This window comes from Thalassotalea euphylliae (genome assembly GCF_003390335.1).
Taxonomy (GTDB): domain Bacteria; phylum Pseudomonadota; class Gammaproteobacteria; order Enterobacterales; family Alteromonadaceae; genus Thalassotalea_F; species Thalassotalea_F euphylliae_B.
The window spans coordinates 4,347,642-4,372,212 of record NZ_QUOU01000001.1 but is presented as its reverse complement, the minus strand read 5'-3'; the positions used below and the strand labels follow the sequence as shown (position 1 = coordinate 4,372,212).

19 protein-coding genes and 1 pseudogene are annotated in these 24,571 nt (G+C 43.8%); 11 read left to right on the top strand and 9 right to left on the bottom strand.

What is annotated here, in order from left to right; genetic code table 11:
* The first annotated feature begins 109 nt into the window (after nt 1-109).
* Complete coding sequence (gene fkpA / locus DXX93_RS18980) at nt 110-895, top strand: FKBP-type peptidyl-prolyl cis-trans isomerase (protein ID WP_116009478.1); 786 nt, start codon at nt 110-112, stop codon at nt 893-895.
* Between the two features lie 70 nt (nt 896-965).
* On the opposite strand, the pseudogene DXX93_RS18975 reads toward fkpA, so the two are convergent.
* Nucleotides 966-2,162 (bottom strand): annotated as a pseudogene (locus tag DXX93_RS18975) (IS3 family transposase).
* A gap of 197 nt (nt 2,163-2,359) precedes the next feature.
* On the opposite strand from DXX93_RS18975, the gene DXX93_RS18970 reads away from it, so the two are divergent.
* Nucleotides 2,360-3,592 (top strand): glycosyltransferase, encoded by a 1,233-nt coding sequence (locus DXX93_RS18970; RefSeq protein WP_116009477.1) that lies wholly within the window; start codon nt 2,360-2,362, stop codon nt 3,590-3,592.
* Between the two features lie 258 nt (nt 3,593-3,850).
* Here DXX93_RS18970 and DXX93_RS18965 read toward each other — a convergent pair whose 3' ends face one another.
* The gene (locus DXX93_RS18965) at nt 3,851-4,870 is read right to left on the bottom strand and encodes a S1/P1 nuclease (RefSeq protein ID WP_116009476.1); all 1,020 of its coding nucleotides are present in this window, start codon (nt 4,868-4,870) and stop codon (nt 3,851-3,853) included.
* A 238-nt stretch (nt 4,871-5,108) separates the two neighbouring features.
* Nucleotides 5,109-5,501, bottom strand: coding sequence for a DUF3718 domain-containing protein (locus DXX93_RS18960; RefSeq protein WP_116009475.1), 393 nt, complete (start codon nt 5,499-5,501; stop codon nt 5,109-5,111).
* Nucleotides 5,502-5,850: 349 nt separating this feature from the next.
* On the opposite strand from DXX93_RS18960, the gene DXX93_RS18955 reads away from it, so the two are divergent.
* The 3 genes from DXX93_RS18955 to DXX93_RS18945 all read left to right on the top strand — a co-directional run bounded on the left by DXX93_RS18955 (nt 5,851) and on the right by DXX93_RS18945 (nt 8,207).
* Nucleotides 5,851-6,246, top strand: coding sequence for an MmcQ/YjbR family DNA-binding protein (locus tag DXX93_RS18955; protein ID WP_116009474.1), 396 nt, complete (start codon nt 5,851-5,853; stop codon nt 6,244-6,246).
* Between the two features lie 329 nt (nt 6,247-6,575).
* Nucleotides 6,576-6,935 carry a hypothetical protein gene (locus DXX93_RS18950; protein WP_116009473.1) on the top strand — a complete coding sequence of 120 codons (360 nt, stop codon included), beginning with the start codon at nt 6,576-6,578 and terminating at the stop codon, nt 6,933-6,935.
* Between the two features lie 54 nt (nt 6,936-6,989).
* Complete coding sequence (locus DXX93_RS18945; RefSeq protein WP_116009472.1) at nt 6,990-8,207, top strand: HDOD domain-containing protein; 1,218 nt, start codon at nt 6,990-6,992, stop codon at nt 8,205-8,207.
* On the opposite strand, the gene DXX93_RS18940 is transcribed toward DXX93_RS18945, so the two are convergent.
* The 3 genes from DXX93_RS18940 to DXX93_RS18930 all read right to left on the bottom strand — a co-directional run bounded on the left by DXX93_RS18940 (nt 8,194) and on the right by DXX93_RS18930 (nt 11,332).
* Nucleotides 8,194-9,135, bottom strand: coding sequence for a helix-turn-helix domain-containing protein (locus DXX93_RS18940; protein ID WP_116009471.1), 942 nt, complete (start codon nt 9,133-9,135; stop codon nt 8,194-8,196). The genes DXX93_RS18945 and DXX93_RS18940 overlap by 14 nt on opposite strands.
* Before the next feature lie 125 nt (nt 9,136-9,260).
* Nucleotides 9,261-10,184, bottom strand: coding sequence for a manganese-dependent inorganic pyrophosphatase (locus tag DXX93_RS18935; protein WP_116009470.1), 924 nt, complete (start codon nt 10,182-10,184; stop codon nt 9,261-9,263).
* A gap of 179 nt (nt 10,185-10,363) precedes the next feature.
* Entirely contained in the window at nt 10,364-11,332 is a 969-nt protein-coding gene (locus DXX93_RS18930; RefSeq protein WP_116009469.1) for a class 1 fructose-bisphosphatase, read from the bottom strand.
* Nucleotides 11,333-11,618: 286 nt separating this feature from the next.
* Between DXX93_RS18930 and DXX93_RS18925 the strand changes: the two genes are divergently transcribed.
* The 3 genes from DXX93_RS18925 (at nt 11,619) to DXX93_RS18915 (ending at nt 16,539) form a co-directional block, all read left to right on the top strand.
* Nucleotides 11,619-14,069 carry a zinc-dependent metalloprotease gene (locus tag DXX93_RS18925; RefSeq protein ID WP_116009468.1) on the top strand — a complete coding sequence of 817 codons (2,451 nt, stop codon included), beginning with the start codon at nt 11,619-11,621 and terminating at the stop codon, nt 14,067-14,069.
* Nucleotides 14,062-14,922, top strand: a complete 861-nt coding sequence (gene speB, locus DXX93_RS18920; RefSeq protein ID WP_220347585.1) for an agmatinase — start codon at nt 14,062-14,064, stop codon at nt 14,920-14,922. The genes DXX93_RS18925 and speB overlap by 8 nt, the downstream gene beginning before the upstream one ends.
* Nucleotides 14,923-15,084: 162 nt before the next feature.
* The gene (locus DXX93_RS18915; RefSeq protein ID WP_116009467.1) at nt 15,085-16,539 is read left to right on the top strand and encodes a hypothetical protein; all 1,455 of its coding nucleotides are present in this window, start codon (nt 15,085-15,087) and stop codon (nt 16,537-16,539) included.
* Nucleotides 16,540-16,670: 131 nt separating this feature from the next.
* On the opposite strand, the gene DXX93_RS18910 is transcribed toward DXX93_RS18915, so the two are convergent.
* The 3 genes from DXX93_RS18910 to DXX93_RS18895 all read right to left on the bottom strand — a co-directional run bounded on the left by DXX93_RS18910 (nt 16,671) and on the right by DXX93_RS18895 (nt 20,808).
* Nucleotides 16,671-18,131: a hypothetical protein gene (locus DXX93_RS18910; RefSeq protein ID WP_147302724.1), complete on the bottom strand. Its 1,461-nt coding sequence runs from the start codon at nt 18,129-18,131 to the stop codon at nt 16,671-16,673.
* Nucleotides 18,132-18,321: 190 nt separating this feature from the next.
* Nucleotides 18,322-19,554 carry a hypothetical protein gene (locus tag DXX93_RS18905; RefSeq protein ID WP_147302723.1) on the bottom strand — a complete coding sequence of 411 codons (1,233 nt, stop codon included), beginning with the start codon at nt 19,552-19,554 and terminating at the stop codon, nt 18,322-18,324.
* Nucleotides 19,555-19,815: 261 nt separating this feature from the next.
* Nucleotides 19,816-20,808, bottom strand: coding sequence for a DMT family transporter (locus tag DXX93_RS18895; RefSeq protein ID WP_116009463.1), 993 nt, complete (start codon nt 20,806-20,808; stop codon nt 19,816-19,818).
* Nucleotides 20,809-21,027: 219 nt separating this feature from the next.
* On the opposite strand from DXX93_RS18895, the gene DXX93_RS18890 reads away from it, so the two are divergent.
* The 3 genes from DXX93_RS18890 (at nt 21,028) to elbB (ending at nt 24,480) form a co-directional block, all read left to right on the top strand.
* Complete coding sequence (locus DXX93_RS18890) at nt 21,028-22,500, top strand: aminotransferase-like domain-containing protein (protein ID WP_116009462.1); 1,473 nt, start codon at nt 21,028-21,030, stop codon at nt 22,498-22,500.
* Nucleotides 22,501-22,513: 13 nt separating this feature from the next.
* Nucleotides 22,514-23,749 (top strand): multidrug effflux MFS transporter, encoded by a 1,236-nt coding sequence (locus tag DXX93_RS18885; protein ID WP_116010050.1) that lies wholly within the window; start codon nt 22,514-22,516, stop codon nt 23,747-23,749.
* Between the two features lie 77 nt (nt 23,750-23,826).
* Nucleotides 23,827-24,480, top strand: a complete 654-nt coding sequence (gene elbB / locus DXX93_RS18880) for an isoprenoid biosynthesis glyoxalase ElbB (RefSeq protein ID WP_116009461.1) — start codon at nt 23,827-23,829, stop codon at nt 24,478-24,480.
* Nucleotides 24,481-24,571: the final 91 nt, after the last annotated feature.

The window sequence follows — 24,571 nt, the reverse complement described above, 5'->3', positions numbered from 1 at the left end:
CCACAATAGCCGTTAGTATAAGTGTTTTTTCACGCGATTGAATAGAATAATAAAAATCACCTCGGTCTGTACTGTTGTGTTTGAGTTATGTTCAACTTTGGAGTATTAAATGAAATTGTTTAAACCGACTTTGGTTGCAATTGCAATGGTGTCTGTATTTGGCTGTCAAGAAGCTAAAAAAGAAGACCCAGTGGCAGCACAAGCGCCAGTTTTGGAAGCGGAAATTGACAAGCAAGCTTATGGTTTAGGCGCGTCAATTGGTATGTACATGGAGCGTAATCTAGCTGAGCATGAAAAGTTAGGTTTAGCGTTAGACAAAGAGCTTATCGTAAAAGGCTTTGTGGAAAGCTTAGAAGGCAAATCACAACTGCCTCAAGAAGAAATTCAAGCCTTGCTAATGTCGCTTGATCAACAAATGAAAGAAAAGCAACAAGCGCAAATCGCCAAACAAGCGGAAGATGCATTAGCAGAAGGCCAAAAGTACCTTGAAGAAAATGCGAAACGCGAAGGTGTGATGACCACTGAATCAGGTATCCAGTACGAAATTATTACCCCAGCTGAGGGCGAAAAGCCAACGGCAACTGACACGGTAAAAGTACACTACACAGGTACTTTAATTAACGGTGATAAGTTCGATAGCTCAGTGGATCGCGGCCAACCAGCGGTATTCCCACTAAATCGCGTTATTCGCGGTTGGACTGAAGGCGTTCAGTTAATGTCGGTAGGTGCTAAGTACAAGTTTACAATTCCTTCAGATTTAGCCTATGGCCCGATGGGTAACCCGCCGCGCATTCCGGGTAACTCAGTACTGAATTTTGAAATTGAATTATTAGAAATTCAAAAGCCAGAGCCAGCACCAGAAGTGGGTGAGCAGGCGGAAGCGGTTACACAGTAATTTTCTGTTAGCCCTTGTCCTTGTCCCGTCCTAAAATAAGTTGACGGTTTTTGAAGGCCAGTGATTTTTATCATTGGCCTTTTTCATTATGCACTTGATTAGGCGTTTTCATTTCTAAATTTAAGTGCGGTCTCATTTCATTGTATATGTAAATTGATTCATCGACGAGCTGCTTTAACTCGGCAATACCTTTACATTGATACAGTAAAAATTCTTGCTTGAGAATACCGTTAATTCGCTCTGCTAGTGCATTCTGGTAACAGTCATATCCATCAGTCATTGATGGCTTAATTCCATGTTTGTTTAATACCTGTTGATATTCATCCGAGCAATATTGTAAGCCCCTGTCTGAGTGGTGAATTGCCTGATGTGAATATCTTTTGTTACCGATACTCATATTTAACGCCTTAACCACATCCGATGCTTTCATTTCATCACTTAACTCATACCCCATTATTTTGCGTGAGTAAGCATCCGTTGTCAGTGATAGATAATGAGTCCCTTCGTCCGATTTTAGATACGTAATATCACTAACAAGCACCTCTTCGGCTTTCGTTGCTTTGTGCTCTTTAAGCAAGTTTGGGTGCTTACGCATCCAATGTTTACTGTTCGTGGTTTTAGTATAATTTTTCCTTGGGCTTACAAGTAAACCTTCAAGCCTGAGGTAAGTAAACAAACCATCTCGGCCAAGCTTTATACCACGCTTCATTAAATCAGGCTTTATCAATTTGTATAGCTTGCGAGTGCCTACTCGTGGCATATACTTTCGCCAATGGCCAATTAACTCTTTAACAGGCGCCAGTGTGAGGCGTTTTGCTTCACTTCGTTTAATCGCCTGATAAACACTTTGCCGCGAAATACCAAATGCTCGACATACCGTCGCTAATTTTATTCTTCTTGTTTCTTTTTCTCGCCAGAGATACTGGCGTAATACTTTTTTCGAATACCAGCCCCATACTCATTATCCATAATATCAACCATGCCTTCCATGACATCATTTTTAAGCTTTAGGTCTGCTATTTCTTTTTCTAGACGTTTGATCTTTTGATTTGGGCATATCAGGCATACTAATTGGTTTCGACCAATCCAGCTTACCATGCTTTCGTAACCAAGTTAGAACCGTACTTCTACCTTGAATGCCATAATGTCGCTGGGCTTGCTTATATGTAAAGTCGCCTTTTTCTACTTGCTCAACTACGGCTAATTTAAAGCCCAGCGTGTAATCTCTTTGAGTTCGTTTAACTCTTTGTTTATCTGTACTTCTCATAACAAGTCCTAAATGTGTAAACACATTTCAGGACGGGACACCTTGTTAATAAAAGCCAGCAGCATTTGCTGGCTTTTTTACGTACAGGACGTACGCTTTGCCCGTGCCTCATGGTGAGAGGGATAGGGCATCAAGGAGTGGCGAGTGATTGTATAGATGTCGTAAAATAGCCATATTCTTCCTTTCCGCTATTTGCTATGAAATCTTTGCTTATTATTGGTTGGGTCTGGCCAGAGCCTAACTCTTCTGCCGCTGGTAGCCGTATGGTGCAGCTTATTCGCCTGTTCCAAATGCTTAACTATCACATCACTTTTGCCAGCCCTGCCCAAAAAACAGATCATATGATGGATCTTTCCCATCTCACTGTCGATGTCCAGGAAATTACCCTGAACTGTGACAGTTTCGATAACTTTGTCTGTGACTTAAACCCCGATGCGGTGATGTACGATCGCTATATGATGGAAGAGCAGTTTGGCTGGCGCGTTGCCAAACACTGTCCTGATGCGCTGCGCATTTTAGACACCGAAGATTTACAAAGCCTGCGCAATGCGCGTCACCAAGCGTATAAGCGTGATGGTCACCTCGACGATACTAGTTTAACTACTGAACTGGCGATTCGCGAAGTGGCGGCAATTTATCGCTGTGATCTCACCATTATGATCTCGCCAGCTGAGATTGACTTGTTGAAAACACACTATCAAGTTCCAGAATCACTGCTGTGTTATTTACCGTTTTTGTACACGGATAAAGAGCTCTCACGCACTAGTGCGGCTTTTAGTGAGCGAGCGCACTTTGTTTCCATCGGTAACTTTCGTCATGCGCCTAATTGGGATTCCGTACTTTGGCTTAAACAGCAAATTTGGCCAAAAGTGCGCAAGGTATTACCACAAGCTCAGTTGCATATTTATGGCGCATATCCCCCGAAAAAAGCGACCGATTTACACTGCGAAAAATCAGGTTTTCTTGTTAAAGGTTGGGCTGATGATGCGTTTGAGGTCATGAGTAAAGCCAGAGTGTGTTTAGCGCCTTTGCGTTTTGGCGCGGGTATTAAGGGGAAGCTAAGCGATGCTATGCTGTGTGGCACGCCGTCGGTAACAACAGCGATTGGCGTTGAAGGTATGACGACTGAGTTAGATTGGGCTGGTGAGGTTGCCGAAACGGTTGATGACTTAGCGCAAGCGGCGATTAGCCTCTACCAAGATGAAGACAAATGGCTTAAGGCAAGTGCGTTGGCCAAACAAAATCGTCATTTGTTGTTTCATCATGAGCCTTTTGTGCAGCAGTTTCGCCATCAGCTTACAGAGCTAGCGAATAACCTGGCCGAGCACAGGCAAGCGAATTTTATTGGCTTGATGCTAAACCACCACAGCCATAAAAGTACCCAGTATATGTCACAATGGATTGCCGCGAAAAATCGCTTGGCAGACTAGTAAGTGCCAGTGCCGCTTAACAGTTGAGCGGCACTGGCGAGGCGCAAACGTTGAGGTCTAGTTAACCTCAGGTTTGGATAAAAAATAGAGAATAACAAATCAATTCAAATGCTGATATTCATCGTTATCTTCTAGCGAGAAATTTTTGCTGATATCAAGGCAAATTTGCGCGTCAATAGCGAGTCTATTGCAAGTAAATTTAACGCTGGTAGCAGTAAAAATAGCCGCTAGAAGCACATTAGTTATCCTGAGCTGAGGTTAATTATTTCGATTGGTATTGAAGATGGTATTTAGCTGATGGGCAAAACGCACACTCGCCATCACCATACGTTGATTAATTTGCTCAGACATCACATCAAGCTCAGCTTTCCCCAATGATATAGGCTGAGCCTTTTCTTGACAGGTATCAGAGGCATTGAGCTGGCAGTAGTGAGTGGATGGCGCGCGGGCGATAGCAAAAGACTCATTGGCCCAATCGATAACCGTTGCTTTTTGCCAATTAAGCTTATCAGCTGCTGGAACGCTTAATAACTGCTGATTTAATTGAACAATAAACTGCTGGTATTGACCTGCGAGCTTGTTGCTCTGGGTTTGTCGGGTGAGCAAACATTCATCCCACAGCCAGTGCATACTCGTGCACTTAACGCCCTCTGCGTTGACTTTAGTCTTATTACCGCCCCAATCGTTGGCAAAACTAACATGTAACGGCTGATGAATATCACCTAGCCAATGGCCTAAAAACATCAGTGCTTGAGTACGTTGTTGAATGTTTTTGCCTTCGATCACTTGGTTGGCATGATACGGAATCGCCTGAGTAATACAGTCTTTTTGGCAGGTGTCGTGTGTTAGCGCTTGTTTATCTCGACCTGTGTTAACGTAATGCCAAGGTTTCAAGTCATCGTATTTACTCAGCTTTTTGATGGCATCCGGCCAAGTGCAGGCCTTGCCCAGCGTGACCTTACTCGCTTTATCATCAAAGTTGTATTCGTTGATACGCTTGCGTTCAGTTTTGCTAAGGCTGGCCAGCAGGTTATCTACTTTGGCTTGTGCGGTCGGTGTTAACTGCTGGTAGGCAAGGTCGCAGACTAACTGGTGTCCAAGCTTACCTAGTGCATGGGCTGGTTGAAGTGAAGTGATAAGTGTAATGAGTGCAGTCGTGATCAAGGCTGCAATGGTTGTCGTTTTCATGTGTGTTGTTAGTACTTGTTGTCGGTGATGGTTTTCAGTAATGGTCGTAAAGGTTTGAAGACGTGCTCGTTGAAGGGGCAATGCTGTCATGCTGCATAGTTTACTGCAATGGTTTTTTACTTTGAAGCGCCGTCGGCTTGAATTGTCTAGCTGTGCTCTGGAGTGAACTAGATTCACCAAATCGTCAGTAAATAACCAATAAATACAAACAGGCAAGTAGCATGGCTACTCACCTGTTTTACGGGGCTTGCTAGCTTTTCTTACGCCTTTTGCGATTTCCCTAATTATTCGTGAGCCGTGACTATTTCTGGCTCAGCGCGTTTGGGGGTTAGTTAGCTGTTGACACGTAAATGATTTTTGGCGCTTGGTCTGCTTTAGCAACATCGCGAATAGTTACCGATGCCTTTACCTTGTTACGGCCAACACTGTGCTTATTTAAAAAGTTGAACGACGAGTTGGCATGGTAGGTATAGGCAAATTTTGCTGGCGATACATCATTACAGCGTATGTTATTGATATTCACCTTGCGATCGTGAATCCCCATTTTGCGCAGCATGTTTTTAACCCCTTTGACATCATTATTGCCTGCTTTCACGCAAAACTGTGTTTCATGCGAGTTATCAGTGGCGACGAATTTGTATTGTTGAGCAAAGCTGGCTGGGGCATATGAGCCTGCAACAATGGCACTTACGGCAATTCCAGCGAGTAGTTTACGTTTCATTGTTCTCTCCTAAACTTATCTTAATGTGCTTAGCCAATATGCCGACTAAACGTATGATACCCAGCGCTAGCTAAGTATTCGCATTGTTCCGTATTTAAAACTTGGTGTTCCTTTTCACTCTATTGCTACTGATAATGTGCGAGTGAGTAAACAAGGTCATACTGCTGTCACCGTAAAAGCAATTCCGTTTTGCTTGTCATTAGTTTTAGCAAAAGAGTGTGTACGAGCGATGTCGTGGTTTTGTCGAAATGTAAACGAGTGTAGAAAAGCATGACAAAGATCACTTTTTGCAATCGCTCAGATATACTAGAGCTAATAACTAACCCATTCTTTTACAGGGAATTTGCTAATGAATGAGCAAGCAGCAAGGGCATATTTGCTCGCAAAGCCTGAAACAATTAAAGATTTTCCATTTGGCGAAGACGTTGAAGTTTACAAAGTGAAAGGCAAGATGTTCGCCACCTTATCCTTGGGAAAAGGCAATGAAAAAGGCACGGACGGCAAGCTTGAGGGGTATTATTGTATGAATTTAAAATGTGACCCCGAAGAAGCGGTTATGCTGCGAGATATCTTTGATAGCGTGATCCCCGGCTATCATATGAATCGCGCGCTGTGGAATACGGTGATTTTAGATGGTTCCATTCCGCAAGGTGAAATTGAGCGAATGATCGATAACTCGTTTAAACTGGTGGTTGCGAAAATGACCAAGAAAGATCAACAGTCACTTTTGATCCATTTAATCTAGTCCACAGGCTCTAGCCGAACTAGTTTAACCCACGTATTTTAAGCCTCTTATTTTAGTACACCTCATAAAGCCGATGGGACTAGTAACGCTCACCATGTTTTTTGCTTTAGCGACTCAATAATTACCTCCATACCATTTGCAGGTTAAAGTAACTGCTCATCGCCGTTTGTCATTGACTGTAAAAACTGACTATTTGGTAAAATTTGCGGAAACTGCATATTCACTATCTGGTATAACCAGTAAAATAGCCAGGCTTTGTGAGTTAGTACTCATTACCCTTATCGGGCTAAGTGCTAGGAAGTTAATGGAATGTTCAAGGATTATAGTTTATGCACACAAAGGATATTAGCGATAAATTATCACCTGAGTTGTTAGCGGGAGCAAAAGTAGGTACTAAGCTAGTTTTTCAGTTGCTAATGAAGCGAGAGCAGAAAATTTATGGCGAGTTAGTTGGTATTGATGCTAATCGTTTGTTAATTGTTAAACCAACGGTTTTCCCTGCGGCTATTAGTTATAGCCAAATTGAAGCCGGTGCATTAAGTGCCATTCACCTTGTTGTCGATAATGGTGAAAAGGTGTGCCTTGCCTTTCGTAGTGAGGTGGTGACGAGCATGACATATCCGTCCAAATTTATTTTCTTTAAATTTCCTGAGCAGGTGACAGGTCGCTTTGCCAGTAGCCGAAACTAACAAGCATATGGTGCTTTAAGCTGTTAGTGATATGCGTTGTTATGATCCAATTGAATGTTAAGTATGTTTAGTCAGTTACTCAAAAAGTTATTTTCTCCGCTACAAGCCGCTCCTAAAAGTGCACAAACGAACCTCTATTATTTTGAGCAATCTCGGCCATCTTCAGCCGCTCAATCTGCAATTCAGTCAGCCACTGCGAGCCCTTCAGTACAGGTTAATGGGCGACTAGGCACTGATAATCAGTATGGTAGCAATCAGCCTCATAAGCGTGACAGCCAACTAATCCCTAAAGCGGTAGAGTTTGCTACTAGCGGGCATACTTTTACGCAGCGAGAGCAATATCAAAACCACTTTTACGATGCCTTGTTTGGCCAGCAAACACAGCACAGTGCTGACGATGAGTTAGCGGGTTACGTTGCTGAACGTATCGCGCTTTTATTAAATAACCCAAGTGTTATTCTACAAGCACTGCCTGTTTTACCGGCCTCATTGAGTGAGGTGATTAGTCAGCTCAATAATGACGAGTTTGACACCAATGCCATTGTTCATTTATTGCAACATGAGCCAGCGATTGCTGCGAAAGTGATCCAATTAGCGAATTCATCAGCATACAACCGCAGTAGTAAGGCAATCACTGATCTTAAAAATGCGTTTATGTTGCTAGGGGCAAATGGTGTTAACGAAGGGGTCATTCGTGGTTTTATTAGTCAACTCATTCCGCAATCTGATGTTTATTTTAAATATTATGGGCGGAAAATATGGCAGCATAGCTTATTGTCGGCGCAGGTCGTTAAACACTTGTTGTCCGAATCAACAGACAAGCAAGTTGCTGCTAAAGGCTATTTGATTGGCTTAGTGGCAAATTTAGGTAACATCGTTATTTATCAGTTATTGTCTGAGGCTTTTTCACAGGTGCACCCAGATGCCAGCCCAAGTTCGGCTGTGTTTAGAGCGTTATTGCTTAAAAATGCCAGAAAACTTAGTTATTTGATTGCTAAATATTGGCAATTTCCAACCGCCATTACCGATGTGCTAGGGTTATTAGCTAAGGTTGAACAAGCTGAAAAGCTGGCTGCTTTGTATCAACATAATGCTGTTGCAGCTTATGTCTATGAAGCTATTTTATTGGCAGAAATTAGCATTGCAGTTAGTGATAATCAGCTGATTGTGGAAGACGCTTACAGTGATGTACAAACCTTACTGTTTTCACCACAGGCAAAGGCTTATGCTCAAAAGCTATTGGCAGCGCCCACTAAAGTCATCGCAAGCTAGCTTTAAGAGTTTGCGATGGTAATACACCAAAAAGCTGTTTGTACTCCTGTGCAAATCGCCCTAGCTCTAAAAATCCCCACTTTAAAGCAACATTGCTCACTGTTAATGATTTATCCTGAGCTGCTAATAGTTCATAGTGAACTTTATTTAAACGCAACGCTCGTAAATATTTGACGGGCGTGATGCCTAAATATTCGATAAACCCATATTGTAAACTGCGCTCGCTAATCTGTGCAATTTGGCATAAAGCACTCATATCAGGTAAATCACTGGCATGATGTTCCAAATAACCTAATACGCGTTTTACCCCGATAATGCGTTTAGGCTGGCGTGATAAGGTTTTCTCTGATGCGCTTGTTGCTGCCAATGCGTTAAGGGTGAGCCCTAGTATTTCAGCGTTTAATAGGCGCATTAATTTCGGTGAAGCCATCACTTGCTGATTTACTTGACTGAGTAAGCGTTGAATCACTGCTGGATAATCAGTCGCGATATTATCTGCAATCGGCTTTAAATGGCTGATGGCGAGCTGCTGATTAAGCTCTTCACCTGTTAACTGGTGGTAATGTTGGTAAAAATAATCACGCTGAAATACGTTTGAAATATAATCAATTGAGCCTGAAAAGCTGATATCCCACGTGCCACCTGTTGCGACAATTAAGCTTTTCTCTATTCTAGCTTGGCCGCAAAAGTTGTAATCGCCAGAATGTGGTAAAACAAAGCCAAAAGGGACAAAAGTTTCTGCTGGTGAAGCACTTATACTACTGCCTAAGTTGATCGACTCTCGAAAAATATGGAGTTGACCTATCGTCACTTCTTGATAGTTAGCGGCAACTTTCCCTTGTTCAAGTTGAGTGTAGTGACGATTTTTTTTCGCCTGAAAGTCAGCAAGCTGTTGTAAATTACTCGTGGAAAGCTGGCGTGTGTGCATACGAATTTATATTAATGAATGTCGATAACTCACTACGACGAGGGGTTTTTTAATTCGGGTTAGGCAAGGGCTAAAAACCCAGCGTATGTTAGCTGGGTTTTATCAGTGCATTAACGAATCAGTGATTAAGCTAATGAATCTTGTAGTGGCGGTACGACTTGTTTTTTACGGCTCATAATGCCGTCGATCCACACTTTACCGTCAACAGATACAGCACCGTAGGCTTTTTCCGTTAAGTCATCATTGTTACTGACGACGAGCACTTCTGAGCCTTCTTTCATAATGTCGGTAAGCACTAACAATACGCTGTGGTAGTCGCCTTCCGCTTTTAATGCCGCGATATCGGCTTGTAAGTCAGCTTTCATGTCGTCAACTAACCCTAAGTTGATCAGCTCTAGCTGGCCAATACCGACTTTGTTGCCGTGCATGTTGAAATCTTTAAAATCACGCATCACTAAGTCACGTACTGGTGTGCCAGCAACCGCTGACTTAACTTCAAACATTTCCATGCCTAGTGCTTTGTAGTCTTCTACGCCTGCGATTTCCGCAAGTGCTTCAACACACTTGATATCCGCCGTGGTACACGTTGGCGATTTGAAGATAACGGTGTCAGATAAAATCGCACACATCATGGCGCCCGCAATGTCTTTTGGAATGTCAACACCGTGGAAGTCGTACATCATTTTAATAATGGTGTTAGTACAACCTACTGGGCGAATCCAACACTCAAGTGGTGTTGAGGTGGTGATATCACCTAGTTTGTGGTGGTCGATAATACCTAATACTGTCGTGTCGTCGATATCATCTGGACCTTGGATGCGATCTGAATGATCGACTACGTAAATGCCGTCAGTATCAGCAAAGGTCATTTTTAATTCAGGTTGCTCAAAACCAAACTTGTCTAAGATAAATAACGTTTCTGGTGATAGCTCGCCTAAACGTGCTGGTTTTACGTCTTCACCAATTTGGTTTTTTAGGTACGAGAGGGCGATTGCTGAACAAACTGAATCAGAATCTGGCACCTTGTGTCCGACCGCGTAAGCTGGCATTGATAATTCTCCAAGCAAGAAATTGATATTCGTTAATTGGCGCGTATTCTAGCAGTTTTTGGTGGATAAAAAAAAGCCGCAGTCTTATTCGAATAACCTCGAATTTGATGCGGCTTTTACTGAGCTATGAATGAGCGATGAATGAGCTTTTGAAGCGTTTTGAAATCGCGTGATACGAGCTAGTTATAGTAGCTCAAGCATTTTTCAACTTCGTTTTTAGAGCCCATGATCACTTCCACACGCTGGTGAATATCATTTGGCTCAATCTCCATTATCGGCCCCTGGCTGGTCATCGCCAAACCACCCGCTTGCTCCACTAAATAGCTCATCGGGTTCGCTTCATACATTAAGCGCAGCTTGTAAGGTTTTTCGGGGTTTTTGTTATCGGCAGGGTAAGTGAATATACCGCCACGAGTTAGGACACGGTGAATATCGCCAACCATAGCGGCAATCCAACGCATGTTAAAGTTCTCGCCGCGCGGGCCATCGCTACCAGCCACTAAATCATTAATATAGTTTTGCATTGGTGCTTGCCAGAAACGTTGGTTCGACATGTTTATAGCGAACTCACGGGTATCGGCTGGCACTTGTACATTGCGCTCAACCAACAAGTAACCACCGTGGGTTCTGTCGAGTACGTAAAAATGCGTGCCTTTACCTGTGGTCATGACCAACATGGTTGACGGGCCGTATAGCACATAACCAGCGCACACTTGCTTGTGGCCAGGTTGTTGGAATTGTTTAGGATCGTCAGCGGCAAGCTCAGGAATAGCTTCGTGAATCGAGAAAATTGTGCCAATCAGTGAGTTAATATCGATATTTGAACTGCCATCGAGTGGGTCGAACGACACTAGGAACTTGCCGTTAGGATCGCCAGCCACTGAGGTATCTTCTTCCTCAGACGAAATGGCGCGAACAAAGCCTGATTCCAGCAAAATATCTTTAATTAATTCGTTGGAAACCACGTCTAGCTTTTTCTGTACTTCACCTTGAATGTTTTCATCCAAAGTCGAGCCCATTAAGCCGCCTAGTTGTGCTTGGCTGACGCGGAATGAAATTTCTTTAGTGGCGGCAAGAATGGTTTTAATTAACGAGATTAAGTCTAAAGGTACGTCGTCTTCGCGTAATGCTGGCGCTAGTCGTTGCATAGGGTTACCTAATTGCTTGTTGTTGATGGCAAGTTATTGTTGGCTGGTCGATTTCTATTTGATCCACCTTCGCCAACTGTATATTGTAGGGCGTGTTGAACTTTCAGTCTCTAATGTTCAATACGCCCTAGCTAGAGCAAAATTTCTCGGTGGCCAAAAAGCTAGTTAAGTCATGCATTTCGCTATTGGCGCGGGTGATCAATTTATTGAAAGTTTTCACTCTAACTTTTAGCCGATTATAACGCAATTTTGCGACCGTTTTTAGTAAAAATAATAAGGAATTAGGATGAAATTAAATCGTCTGTTAACCGTGCTGATACTCTGCCTTAGCTGGCTTTCCAGCGCGTGGGCAGCGCCTGCTGACTTCGCAGAATTTAGCAAAGACAAGCAATATCAATCAGGCTATTTTTCGTTTTATCACGACGAAAATAGCGGCAAGGTTTACCTAGAAATTGACAACTTTGAGCAGCCGTTTTTATTTCAAAGTAGTATGCCACACGGCATTGGCTCTAACGATATTGGCTTAGATCGCGGCCAGTTAGGCAATACCCGTTTGGTGCAGTTTGAGCGTGTTGGCGAAAAAGTGTTTTTACGTCAGCTGAACACTTACTACCGCGCAAATAGCGACAACGAGCTTGAACGCCAAGCCATTAATGAAGCCTTTGCCAGCTCAATTATTTGGGGCTTTAAAGTGGCTAAAGCGAGCAAAAGTGGCAAGGTTGTGGTGGATTACACGCCGTTTTTACTTTCTGATATCCACGGTGTCGGTGAACGTTTAAAACAGCGCAAACAAGGTAGCTTTAAAGTCGATGCTACTCGCAGTGGCTTGTACGCTAAGCGCACTAAAGCTTTTCCTCAAAATACCGAATTTGAAGCTACGATCACGTTTAAAGGGTCGGGCGCGGGTACTTACTTAAAATCAGTGACGCCAGAAAACACAGCGGTAACCGTTAACTTTCATCATTCCTTAATTGAACTGCCTGACGATAATTACCAAGAACGTGCATTCCACCCTTACAGCGGCTATTGGGCAATTAGCCATGCCGATTACGCCACTAAAATTGATGAACCACTGATCCAGCGTGTTATTCCGCGTCATCGCTTAGCAAAGCAAAATCCTGAGGCAGCTGTTTCACCGGCAGTTGAACCAATCGTTTATTACCTAGATGCGGGCGTGCCAGAGCCAGTAAAAAGTGCCTTGTTAGACGGTGCACGTTGGTGGAATCAAGCGTTTGAAGCGATTGGCTACCAAGATGCGTTTCAGGTGAAAATGTTACCAGCAGATGCTGATCCTATGGATGTGCGTTACAACGTGATCCAGTGGGTTCATCGTGCCACGCGCGGTTGGAGCTATGGGGCATCGGTTATTGACCCACGCACAGGCGAAATTATCAAAGGCCATGTTACCTTGGGCTCATTACGTGTCCGCCAAGACTACCTGATTGCCCTTGGCCTAACTTCACCATTTGGCAATGATACAAACGAGGAGAGTGGTGAACAAGCAGATACCAGCAAGCAGCAGGAAATGGCACTAGCACGTATTCGTCAGTTATCCGCACACGAAGTCGGTCACACGCTAGGGATTGCCCATAACTTCGCAGCCAGTGTGAATAATCGCGCCTCGGTGATGGATTATCCACATCCCTACATCACACTTAATAACGGTGAAATTGATTTATCAAACGCGTACGACACAGATATTGGTGCGTGGGACAAGTACGTTATCGCCTATGGCTATAGTGATATTGCCCCTGAACTTGAAGGTGAAGCACTCGCGGGTTTGATTGCCCAGGCGAAAGGCCAAGGCTTGCAATATATGTCGGATCCCGATGCCAGACCAAAATCAGGTGGCCATGCGACAGGGCATTTATGGGATAACGGCAAAAGCGCCGCCACTGAGTTGACCCGCGTATTAGCGGTACGTGAAAAAGCATTGCAAGATTTTGGTATTAACTCAATTGCCAATGGCACGCCGCTGTCAGAAATTGAGCAGGTATTAGTGCCAATCTATAACTTCCATCGCTACCAAGTGGAAGCGGCAGTGAAGCTTGTTGCTGGTGTTGATTACAGCTACGAAGTTAAAGGGGAAGGTGAAGTGGTTGGCGTGTCAGCCGTCGCGGGTGATAGCCAATATCAAGCCCTAGACGCCTTACTGGCGACCTTAACACCGAAAACGCTCACCCTGAGTGACGAATTAATCGGTTTAATTCCACCAAAAGCCTATGGCTATCAGCGCAATCGTGAAAGTTTTAAAGCCAACACTGGGCTAACTTTTGATCCGGTCAGCGCTGCAGAAGCGGCAGCGAAACATACGGTTGGGCTGTTGTTAAATGCCGAGCGTTTAGCGCGATTACAGCAGCAATCGTTAATGGGCAAAGATATTCCGTCAGTGGAAAAACTGTTGGATATGCTGCTAGAAAGTACTATTAAACAAAACAGTGAAAAGGGCTTAGGCTTACTGGTGCAGCAACGTGTTAACCAACAGGTAGTTGAGCACTTACTTACCCTGTGGCACAGCGATAAAGTGGTGACGGAAGTTAGAGCTGAGCTTTATGTCGCGCTAAAAGACTTAGGTGACTGGTTAGATGACAACCGTAAATCACGTAAACACCAAGGCATGAAAGCGCAATTTACTTTATTGGCTGAGCAAATCGACTTTAGCTTAGCGCAAGGCAAGCGCGTCACTCCGGCATCAAGTATAGCGTTGCCACCGGGTTCACCAATTGGTCATGAATAAGCTGATGCAAAGTGAGAGCTTATTAAGCGAGTTTCATTCGCTAGCATTGCTGGGTGTTCCGTTTGACGATAATTCATCGTTTGAACCAGGCCCAGCCAAAGCGCCAGCCGTGATCAAAAACGTGCTGGCGCACGGCTCGCTTAACAAGGGCACTGAGCTTGGGGTCAACCTTGCTGACAACCCCCAGTGGCAAGTTGTTGAGGATGTTAGCTTTTTAGCGGGCAAATCTACCCCATATGGCTTTAACCACGATATTGAACAAGCGGCATTAGCGCAGCTCGCGGCAGGCAATTTATGCTTGTCGCTTGGTGGTGATCACAGTGTTTCCTATCCACTGCTAAAAGCCTACGCCAAGTATTTTCCACAGCTGACCATACTCCATATTGATGCCCATTCAGATTTATACGACAGTTTCAAAAGCAACCCGTATTCAAATGCTTGCCCGTTTGCGCGGGTAATGGAAGACGGGCTATGTCAGCGCTTAGTACAAGTGGGTATTCGCACGTTAAATGCTCACCAGATTGCCCAAGCGGAAAAATTCTCGGTAGAGATGTTCGAAATGCGCCACTGGCCGCTCGCTAAGCCATTGTCATTTGATACGCCTGTATATTTATCGCTAGATATTGATGGTATTGACCCAGCTTTTGCACCGGGGGTGTCTCACCGCGAACCGGGCGGCTTAACGACACGTGAAGTGATTAACCTTATCCATCAAATTGATGCGCCACTTGTCGGCGCTGATATCGTGGAATTTAACCCGAATCGTGATATCGACGGGGTTACTGCCCAAGTTGCGGCAAAGCTGACAAAAGAGCTGGCCGGTAAGATTATTCAATCGAGCTTAAATGGGTAACTGAGCATGTGGGGGTTGGCATGGTTCATTTGGTCTGGTTGAATTGGCGTAGATGATTGGGCATTAATAATAAAAGTTAATTAACACTTTCACTTTTTTAACCTTAGTTAGCAGTCAAGGATTTGAAAAACTAATTTCACTGAATTTAAAAGGGAATTTATTTTGCGAATTAACACCTTCATACTGCTTGCGCTGCTTTACCTAGGAGTGACTTCAAGCACATACGCGAGTGAAGCAAAGGCATTTATTGAGCTACTACAAAAGCACTACCAGCAAACGGCCTCAATTAGCGCTTTTTCACTGACTCACAGTTATTTTGGCCGCAGTGACCCATATCAATCATGGGACTATCAAGCCCCTAGCCGCTACAAAGCCTTTAAAGTCACAGATATTGATATGGAAAAGCAGCACTACTATCAAAATGTTGTGCATCACTTTACTGGTGGCTTGTATTTAGATGAAGTGCACTTTCAAAATGATAGCGAGAGCTCGCGTTATGAACGCAATGGTATTTCCTTGGGTAAAAGTGCCATAGCGCAGAGTATGAATAGTTTCTCTCGCTATAAAAACTTAACCTTAATGAATCTCGATTTCTTAGCGGTTAGACCTTTGCTGCAAACAATTAGTGTTAGTCAGGATATTAGTGAGACCATCGACATTCAGCCAGACAAAGTCGCTGGAAAAGTGACTTTAGCGCATCGACAGGCTGAGGGCGCTAAAGGTAAAGAAATCGAGTATGTGTTTAATCTCGCGCCGCTGCGTTTAGAATCCATCAATAACAAAGCGAGAAAACGCATTTTTCTCTATGGCGATTACCGAACAAGCAATGGCTACCACTTCGCACATTCATTGATTAAGCACTACAACGGCGATGTGATCCCCAGCTTTATAACCCGAATTGAGAAGTTTGAGGTGATTGAGCAGATAACACCTGAGAAGCTCACATTGCCCAATGGTTATCGCATCAAACCTGCTGAGCAATATTTAGCGTTAGCTGCTACTGAAATCGCTGAAGACCTTTACTTAATTAACGACGCATCACAAAAGCACAATACCTTATTTACCGTAAACGGCGGCAATATTATGGTGTTTGGCGCACCAAGAAGTAGTCGCTTATCAGAATCTGTGTTGAAAACCATCAAGCAGCAATTTCCTACTAAGCAAATTAGTGGTGTTTATGTCACTCACCCTTATCGTGAACACATAACTGGGCTTTTACCTTTTGTGGAACAAGGGGCGAAAGTGTATGCCGATGACTATACGATTGCGGCAATTAAAGCCTATCCACGCTTTACGGATAAGATTGACAGCTTTTCTTTTGAACCTATCAGCCATGAGCAGGTGAACAATGGTGTGCAATTTTATGTTCTTGAGAGCGCTCGTTCAAAACGCCAAAGCTTTGCCTACTTTACCCAAAGCGGAACGATTTATCAGTCAGATTTTCTTGAAATCGCTCGCGATAATACCATTGCCAATATCCTGCCCAGCTACAGCAAACAATTTATTGATTTTGTTCGAGACTCAAAGCTCAAGGTTACGCGCATTGTAGCGCAAAACCGGAATAGCAATATTTCACTGGCGGTTATGAATAAGGCTTATCAAGCGAACACGATGTAAGGCAATGGTGTTTTTATGCTGAGCTTTCTATGTATTCCCTTTTAATAAAACCTTTCAATAAACAAGTGAACATAGTTAGTCTGCTATGTTCACTGAATAAACTATCGGTTAATCATCAATTAGGGCAAAATCTACATCATGGCGTTATAGGTTTTATTCATCACTTCTACTGAAATATTGTTGTTTTTGTAATTGCCGACAATACGCTTTAATTTCAGTTGTTTGCTACGGACAAAATCAATAAAAGTTCTAGTGTAATTCGGTATCACTTTAGGAATAGTGTTATCAAACGCTATATTAAGAAAGTTTGCTTGAAAGATAATTTCGCTGTCTTTGAAGTAGACAAAACTTTGTCGCTTAGCGTGCATACTTTCTAAAATATAAAAGCTCGCACCATCAATCACTTGTTCATGCTCGATGGTGCGGAATTTGAATGAATCGATATTTTCTGCAAAGCTTGGAAAGGCTTTGATAGCCGCAATAGTATAGTTATCTGCCAATATCTCGATTCCTTGCTCCGCATAAACATTAAGGCCTGCTATATCTGGTGTTTGAGGGTGGGTTACATGAATGGCAGTAATTGCTTTTTCGGGAAATTGTTCGCGAATAAGTGCAGTGGTTTTCTTTGCTTGTGCTGGCGAGCCACTTGCGCCAAAGACCATGATTTTATCGCCATTGACTTTAAATAAGCTGTTACGCCAAGCTGAAGCGTCGGTGACGAGAAAAAGGTCTTTGGCAATTTCTGTGGCTGTTAAAACTCCATCTCCCCTTTTAATTTCGGGACCATAGCCTGCTGGAAGCTTTAATTTCGAGGTGTCTACGTGCTCAATGATATCGAACCTATCATTAAAACTGATGTAGGCAGGTACGGGATCGCCGTTGTAATACTTATTCACCGAGCGTGCGAAGGTGAGACCTCTGGTTGTTTGGTAATCATCGTAGACGTAGATCGCTTGCCTTGATTTATTGTGTAGTTTTAGAAGCTGTAAAGGCTCGTTACTGAATTGATAGTCAATAATGCTTTCTTCTGACACTTTATGGGTAAGGGTAGTTGTATTTGATTGAGTATCGTGAGCAAGGGTAACTTTACCGCTAATATCAGTTTCATCTAGTAACGGTCTTACAGCCAGAAAGTCGATATTCATTGCCATAAAACTCATAAAGCGATCAAAATTCCCCATACCTCTGTTTAAATACCGCTTGCCTAAAAAGTTACCGTTTTTTTCGTAGTAATAACTTTCGGTATCGTTTTGGTACTGCGCTCTATCAAGTATTTGACCGCCGGGAGAATACAGAATGTCATTGTCATAAAAGTGCTTTTTCGCCATATCCACTTCGACCATCCTGACCGACAGAACGCGATTCGGTGCTTGATAGTCCCAATAATCATGAGATCGATACTGTTTGTTTAAGAAGTGGTAGCTAAATGAAAAAGCGTTAATTGATCTGGTGGGTTGATAGTGGGCTTTTAGTTTTTCAACAAAATCTTCCGTTTCGCCTGCCCATGCGCTTGCAGCGAGTAATGAAAAAGACACCATAGCGACATTTATTGCGAATGTTATGTGGCGTGTCTTCTTAAATAATTTCAACATAACGATTTTTACCTTCTTCCTTGCATCAATAATCTAACTGGCTGAATAATAAGCTATAAAATATCGAGGAAGTGTGCTGCTAATAAACGATGACAAGTCAGTATTCTGCGTCTAGTTGCAGTTTTTCGTTTTCAATTTTTTACTCTGTTAGCGAAGGAAGGTGAGCGTAATGCCACCTGCTCGTTTCGGTTTATTCTGCGGCGTGATTGTTAAGCGTTTGCTGATACTTGCTGAGTTTTTCTTGATACGTGCGTTGCCAATAAGGCACAAGGTCTTTAGCGTGCTCGACCGCAAGTTTCTGCTCTGCTACTGCCTTTTTATAGTCTTTCAATTGAAAATAGCCAGCGGCCAGTGCTTCGTGGGCAAAAGCAGATTCTGGATATTGTTGAGTCGCTTTTTGCAGGATCGCAATCGCAGTTTCAGGTTCATTTTCTAACTTTGACTTTGCGAGTGCTTTTAGCGAGTTAAGCGCTGAGACTTCAAAGCCGTATTTTTCTGCCGATAAAAACTGATAGTGGGCAAGAATGGCATCAGCCCCTTGTTTGGCGATAGCAGAATCAGGTGTTAGTGCTTGGTGAACATCGTTAAATATTTCTTCAATGGCATAGCTGGTTGCCAGCACGGGCTGGGTCATATAGTAGTTGCCGTCAAAGCGTTGAACGCTGACTTGGGTATGCTCAGGCGCTAGCAGTGTCATCTGCGCAGTGACTTGTTCAAAAGCCGCAAGGTGTGATTTGTCGTAGCTGCTATCACTCATCGAAAGTGCCACGTAGCGGGGTTTGTTGGGTAACTTACTAAATTGTGTTGCTACTTTTTCATGAAGTTTTAGTGGGTGATTGTTGAGTGTCGGGCTGGCAAGAATATAGGCATTAAATAAATCAGGTTGATCGAGTAGCAAGCCTAAGCCTACAGCGGCATTGCCGGTAAAGCCGCTGTATATTTTAAAGCCATTAAGTCGGTAGTTTTTGGCAATATTGGGCAGTAAATCTTGGGCAAAGTACTCTAATAGTTTGGTGCTTTTTCCTTCCACGTACTCAGCATAAATAGCCGCAAAGGCTTCGTTGTAATTTTTTGGCGTCACAATAATGGTTTCCAACCATGGCCAAGCACCGTTATGACTCATCCAGTCGTGCATGCCTGCGTGCATCGGCTGGCTGCGCGGATGGATATCAAACAACAGTACATAGCGCTTGTCAGTTTTGGTTTGATAACTAGCGGGTAGGGTAACGTTGTAAATAACTGGGGCATCGACTAACTCAGAAGAAATAGTTAGCTCTTCAATTGGGTTTAAGGCGCTGATATCTGTTGCGCAAACGGACAGTGATAAAAGCGAAATAGTACCTAGCATCGCCAGCATTAGATAACTAGCAAACTTAACCATTTTATGTGAGATGACAGGAAATGCTTTGTGTATTGTATGCATTGCGTTCTTCCTTGTTTTTGTTGTTATTTTTAAGTCGAGCTTAAAGTATAAAATTTATACGGCCATCAATTTACGACTAGTTTCGTATATTGATAACACAGCGAAAAGCGTTGTGCAAAAATTAAACTTAACCATACTAGGTGGTTCAGAACTGAATAAGGTGAGAAAAACGGCATGGCGGGAAGGAATGCCATGCCGGTGGCAACAAAAATTGATTGAACTAGTCGTTTTGTGTTGCCAAAACTGATGTGAGTAAAGTGATTAGCTGGCGGTTACTTTGTCTGTGTCGATGTTGTTGGGCTTTTCCGCGCTATGTTTTTCAGTACTAGGTTTTTCGCTGCTAGCCTTGTCATTATTAACCACCATTTTGTCGCGCTTTAACGCCCTTGGTTTTGAGAGCACAACAAAGTTACCCACCATAATGGCGATAAAGCCAAATACTGTGTATTGATCCCAGACAAAGCCTTCAACCACGGTTGAAATAGCCACGGCAACTGCAGGAAATAGGATATTGGCATACGAAGTTTTATGCGGGCCAATACGCGTCATCAACGACAAGTAACAACCAAAGGCGATCACTGAGCCAAAAATGGATAAAAATAACAGTGAGCTGATATAAGATGCAGACCACTCAAAGGTAAACGACTTACCCTGTGCCAGAGCTAAAACGCTCATAAAAATAGTGCCATACAGCATGCCCCATGCATTAGACTGAACAACGGGCATTTTATTGTTTTGGTTGCGAATCGAAATCATATTGCCGGTTGATGCCGATGCGGTGCCAATTAGGCATAACACTAGGCCGTATAACGTCATATCAGTAAAACTCAAGGTCTTCACTTGTGGCCAAAACAAAATCACAATGCCGATTAAACCCAAAGTACCGCCGATAACCACTTGAGAATTCACAGGGGTTTTATACCAAATACGGGCGTTAATAATGTTGAACAGCAGCAAGGTTGAAAAGGCAATACAAGTTAGCGCTGAGTTAATATGTTGCTGTGCTTGATAGAGAAAAAAGTAGTTACAGCCAAATAACGCCATGCCGAAAAGTGCTACCCACATATGTTGCTTAGTGTTCATTGCCAGTGGCAGCTTTCGCAGCCAACAATAGATAAACAAAACAGTCGCGGCCAGGCCAAAACGATAGGCGACCGAGGCTTCAGGCGCGACTTCGCCCAATTGGTAATTAATGGCTATCCAAGTGCTGCCCCAAATCAGCACAGTTAGGATGTAAAGCATGGTGTTGTTCATCGAATGTCCTATCACAATTGGGTGTTGAATATCGTTGCTTAAATACGCGACTGACTGTTTATTATTTCACTGACCTTATTTTAGTTGTGCTGCCAGAAACAGTGTCGAAAACTTTGTTTGAAGGCAATGTCTAAAACTAATTGCTTGATAGACAGTGTAGCGAGTGTTTGTTTTAATAACATATACAGAAAAATGAAAATGTAACCTATACAGTTTGCGATGAAACTACTTAACCGTCAGTCGTCTGATTTCCTCTATCAGCAAATTATTGAGTTTATTGATGATCAACAGCAGCAGGGCTTATTACGCGCGGGTGACAAGCTGCCAAGTTTACGCAAGCTGAGTAAGCAGCTGGAAATAAGCGTACCTACGGTTAAGCAAGCGTATTTAGAGTTAGAAAAGCAGGGGCGGGTTTGCGCTCGCCCGCAGTCAGGCTATTACTTGCAAGCCGAGCAAGCCCGTACCTTGCAGCCTACGCGCAGTAAATGGATGGGTAGTAAGCCTGTGGAGGTCAATTGTCGTAGCTTGATTGAGCAAGTGCACGATGCCGTTCACTTACCCAATACGGTGGCGCTGGGCATTTCTAACCCTGTGAATACTCACCCGCCAGATAAAGCGCTAGCGAGGTTAATGCGCTCAGTGCTCTGCAAAGTGGCAGAAAAAGCGGTGAGTTATGGGCCAGTGAATGGCGATCCTAAATTGCGAATGCAGTTGGCATTTCGCTATCAAGAGTTGGGAGTTGCGGTCAATTATCAGGATATGCTGATCACCAATGGCTGTCAGGAAGCGCTGTCGATCGCATTGCAATGTGTTGCTGAAAAAGGCGATGTGATTGCGATTGAATCGCCTTGTTTCTTTGGCCTAATTGAACTGATTGAAAGCTTGGGGATGAAAGCGTTGGAAGTATATACCTGCACAGAAGACGGTATTTGCCTTGACGAGCTGGAAAAAACGCTCAATCAATATCCCGTGAAAGCTTGCCTATTTTCAACGGCGATCAATAATCCCTTGGGGTCACTGATGCCTGATAGTCGCCGTCAGCAAATGGTCGAGCTGCTAGAGCGCCATAATGTCCCCTTGATTGAAGATGATACCTATGGCGACTTGCATTTTGACGGCGAGCGACCAAAGCCAGCCCAGCTGTATTCTGAAAAAGGACTAGTGCTCACTTGCTCGTCTTTTTCGAAAACGGCAGCACCGGGCTACCGAATTGGCTGGTTAATTCCGGGGCGTTTTGAAGAGCAAGCAAAGCGTATTAAACGGGCGCAATCGTGTTCAACCCCGATGTTGCAGCAATGGACGCTAACCGAATATTTGCTGTCGGGTGAATATGATCGCCATTTGGCTGTACTGCGTAAAAAACTGATCTACAATTGTGAGCGCATGCGAGCATTAATCGCTGAGCACTTTCCCAGTGAAGTGTGTATTGCTAAGCCACAAGGAGGCAGTGTGCTTTGGGTGCGATGTCGTTCACATGTCAATACCGATGATTTTTTTCACGAGGCGATTGCCCAAGGGGTGAGTTTTGCACCGGGTGGGATTTTTTCACCGTCGGGTAAGTACCAGCACTATATGCGCATTAGCTTTGGTGTGCAGTGGCACCAAGATATCGAGCAAGCGATTAAAATTCTGGGGCAATTAGTTGCTCAACATCAGCACCATTCAGTCAATAAACCTTACATCAAAAAATAAATTTGAGAGCACTGTGACCCAAAATCCGTTCACTATTTCGAAGAAAATCTTATTACCTTTGCTGGCGTCAATTATGGCGCTATCACCGTTGGCAATTGATTTGTATTTGCCCGCAATGCCGCAAATTGCGGATGAGTTAGCGACGACCATGCCAAGCGTACAAAATACGCTGAGTATTTATCTCGTTGGCTATGCTTGTGGTTTATTATTTTTTGGCCCCTTGGCTGATAAATATCCGCGCCGCAATCTAGTGATGATAGGCCTCATTGGCTTTATGCTGGCCACATTCGCCTTGCCGTTTGCCACTAGCATAGAAGCCTTTATGGGCATGCGATTTGTACAAGCGTTTTTGAGTAGTGCCGCGACAGTTGTCGTGCCAGGTACGATTCGCGAGATCTATCAGAAAAACACAGCCAAAGGCTTATCGTACGTTAGTATGATCATGATGCTCGCCCCGATGATCGCGCCTAGTATTGGCAGTGTGATTTTGGCGTTGCATAGCTGGCAGGCGATTTTCTATGCCCTAGCAGTTTATGCCTGCCTGATTTTACTCTTTGCTGTGAAACAATTGCCAAATCGCGCAGCGTCCTTAGCAAGTGAGCAAGGTGAACAGCAAGCGCAATCACCGAGTTTTCTCGGCCGTTATAAAATTGTCTTAGGTAATAAACCCGCGCGCTTAGAGCTGATCGCTTCTATGATGATCTCACTGGCGTTTTTCGCTTACATCACGGCGGTGCCGTTTGTTTATATGACGGTATTTCAAGTCAGTGAATTTACCTTTAGTGTGCTGTTCGCGGCAACGGTGGGCGCTTTGATGACAGCACATTTTATTAATACTCGCTTAGTGGTGCGCAAGGGGTCACGGACTATGCTTGGTTATGGCTTGTTAGTGGCAGTGATTGCTTCAAGTGCGCTCGTCATGGTGAATTACTGGCAGTTACCGATTGCCTACACCGTTTCTGCGGTATTGCCATTAATGGGTAGTATTTCCATGATCGCAGTCAATGCGGATGCCATTATTTTGCAAAAATTTGCGGAACAATCAGGCACAGCCACGGCGGTGATTGGCGTATTACGCTTTGGTATTGGCGGTTTAGCTGGGCCAATTTTAGCCTTCTTTTATGATGGCTCTGCGATGCCGTTTAGTTTGCTGATGTGGTTATCAGTGCTAGTCGTCTTGCTTGTGCAACTGCCGCGCTTTCTTGGTGAGAAAAACGTTGTGGATAAAACGCTCAGCAAGAGTAGCTGAGCCTGACTAAGCCTAAGTGACAGGCTGGGCTGAATGGCTTAACTCACATACTCAATTTAACGAATAAGGAAACAACAATGAAAAAAGTCGCAATTATTTTAAGTGGCTGTGGTGTCTTTGATGGCAGCGAGATTCACGAGGCGGTGATCACTATGTTATCGGTTGAGCAAAATGGTGCTCAGTATCAATGTTTTGCGCCTGATGTTGCGCAAATGCATGTGGTAAATCACCTGACGGGAGAAGTCGCGGAGCAAGAGTCTCGCAATGTACTCGTTGAAGCTGCGCGTATTGCCCGTGGCGAAATTAAGCCAGTGACTGAGCTTAATGCTGATGAATTTGATGCCTTGCTATTACCGGGCGGCTTTGGCGCAGCAAAGAATTTATGTGATTTTGCCGTTAACGGCGGCGAAGCATCAATGAATGCGGATGTATTAGCTGCCTGTCAAAGCTTTGCCAATGAAGGTAAGCCAGCGGGTTATATTTGTATTTCACCAGCAATGATCCCTATGGTGTATGGCCAAGGCGCAAAAGCAACAATTGGTACTGATGCCGATACTGCCGCAGGCGTGACTGCGCTGGGGGGGGAGCATATTGAATGCCCGGTGTCTGAGTTTGTTGTCGACGAAGCGCGCAAAGTGGTCAGCACGCCGGCCTATATGCTGGCAGGCAATATCTCACAAGCCGCGGAGGGCATTGGCAAACTAGTAAAACAAGTGCTAGCAATGACTTAGTACTACGGCTGGCTATCTTACGGAGAAATTTTAATCTACGTAATTTATGCGCTAAGCTATTGATTAAGTAATAGTTAGCACGCTGCTAGCT

Coding starts and splice junctions, on each gene's coding strand:
- fkpA (WP_116009478.1), top strand. CDS start 110: ATGAAATTGTTTAAACCGACTTTGGTTGCAATTGCAATGGTGTCTGTA.
- DXX93_RS18970 (WP_116009477.1), top strand. CDS start 2,360: ATGAAATCTTTGCTTATTATTGGTTGGGTCTGGCCAGAGCCTAACTCT.
- DXX93_RS18965 (WP_116009476.1), bottom strand. CDS start 4,870: ATGACAGCATTGCCCCTTCAACGAGCACGTCTTCAAACCTTTACGACC.
- DXX93_RS18960 (WP_116009475.1), bottom strand. CDS start 5,501: ATGAAACGTAAACTACTCGCTGGAATTGCCGTAAGTGCCATTGTTGCA.
- DXX93_RS18955 (WP_116009474.1), top strand. CDS start 5,851: ATGAATGAGCAAGCAGCAAGGGCATATTTGCTCGCAAAGCCTGAAACA.
- DXX93_RS18950 (WP_116009473.1), top strand. CDS start 6,576: ATGCACACAAAGGATATTAGCGATAAATTATCACCTGAGTTGTTAGCG.
- DXX93_RS18945 (WP_116009472.1), top strand. CDS start 6,990: ATGTTAAGTATGTTTAGTCAGTTACTCAAAAAGTTATTTTCTCCGCTA.
- DXX93_RS18940 (WP_116009471.1), bottom strand. CDS start 9,135: ATGCACACACGCCAGCTTTCCACGAGTAATTTACAACAGCTTGCTGAC.
- DXX93_RS18935 (WP_116009470.1), bottom strand. CDS start 10,184: ATGCCAGCTTACGCGGTCGGACACAAGGTGCCAGATTCTGATTCAGTT.
- DXX93_RS18930 (WP_116009469.1), bottom strand. CDS start 11,332: ATGCAACGACTAGCGCCAGCATTACGCGAAGACGACGTACCTTTAGAC.
- DXX93_RS18925 (WP_116009468.1), top strand. CDS start 11,619: ATGAAATTAAATCGTCTGTTAACCGTGCTGATACTCTGCCTTAGCTGG.
- speB (WP_220347585.1), top strand. CDS start 14,062: ATGAATAAGCTGATGCAAAGTGAGAGCTTATTAAGCGAGTTTCATTCG.
- DXX93_RS18910 (WP_147302724.1), bottom strand. CDS start 18,131: ATGTTGAAATTATTTAAGAAGACACGCCACATAACATTCGCAATAAAT.
- DXX93_RS18905 (WP_147302723.1), bottom strand. CDS start 19,554: ATGCATACAATACACAAAGCATTTCCTGTCATCTCACATAAAATGGTT.
- DXX93_RS18895 (WP_116009463.1), bottom strand. CDS start 20,808: ATGAACAACACCATGCTTTACATCCTAACTGTGCTGATTTGGGGCAGC.
- DXX93_RS18890 (WP_116009462.1), top strand. CDS start 21,028: ATGAAACTACTTAACCGTCAGTCGTCTGATTTCCTCTATCAGCAAATT.
- elbB (WP_116009461.1), top strand. CDS start 23,827: ATGAAAAAAGTCGCAATTATTTTAAGTGGCTGTGGTGTCTTTGATGGC.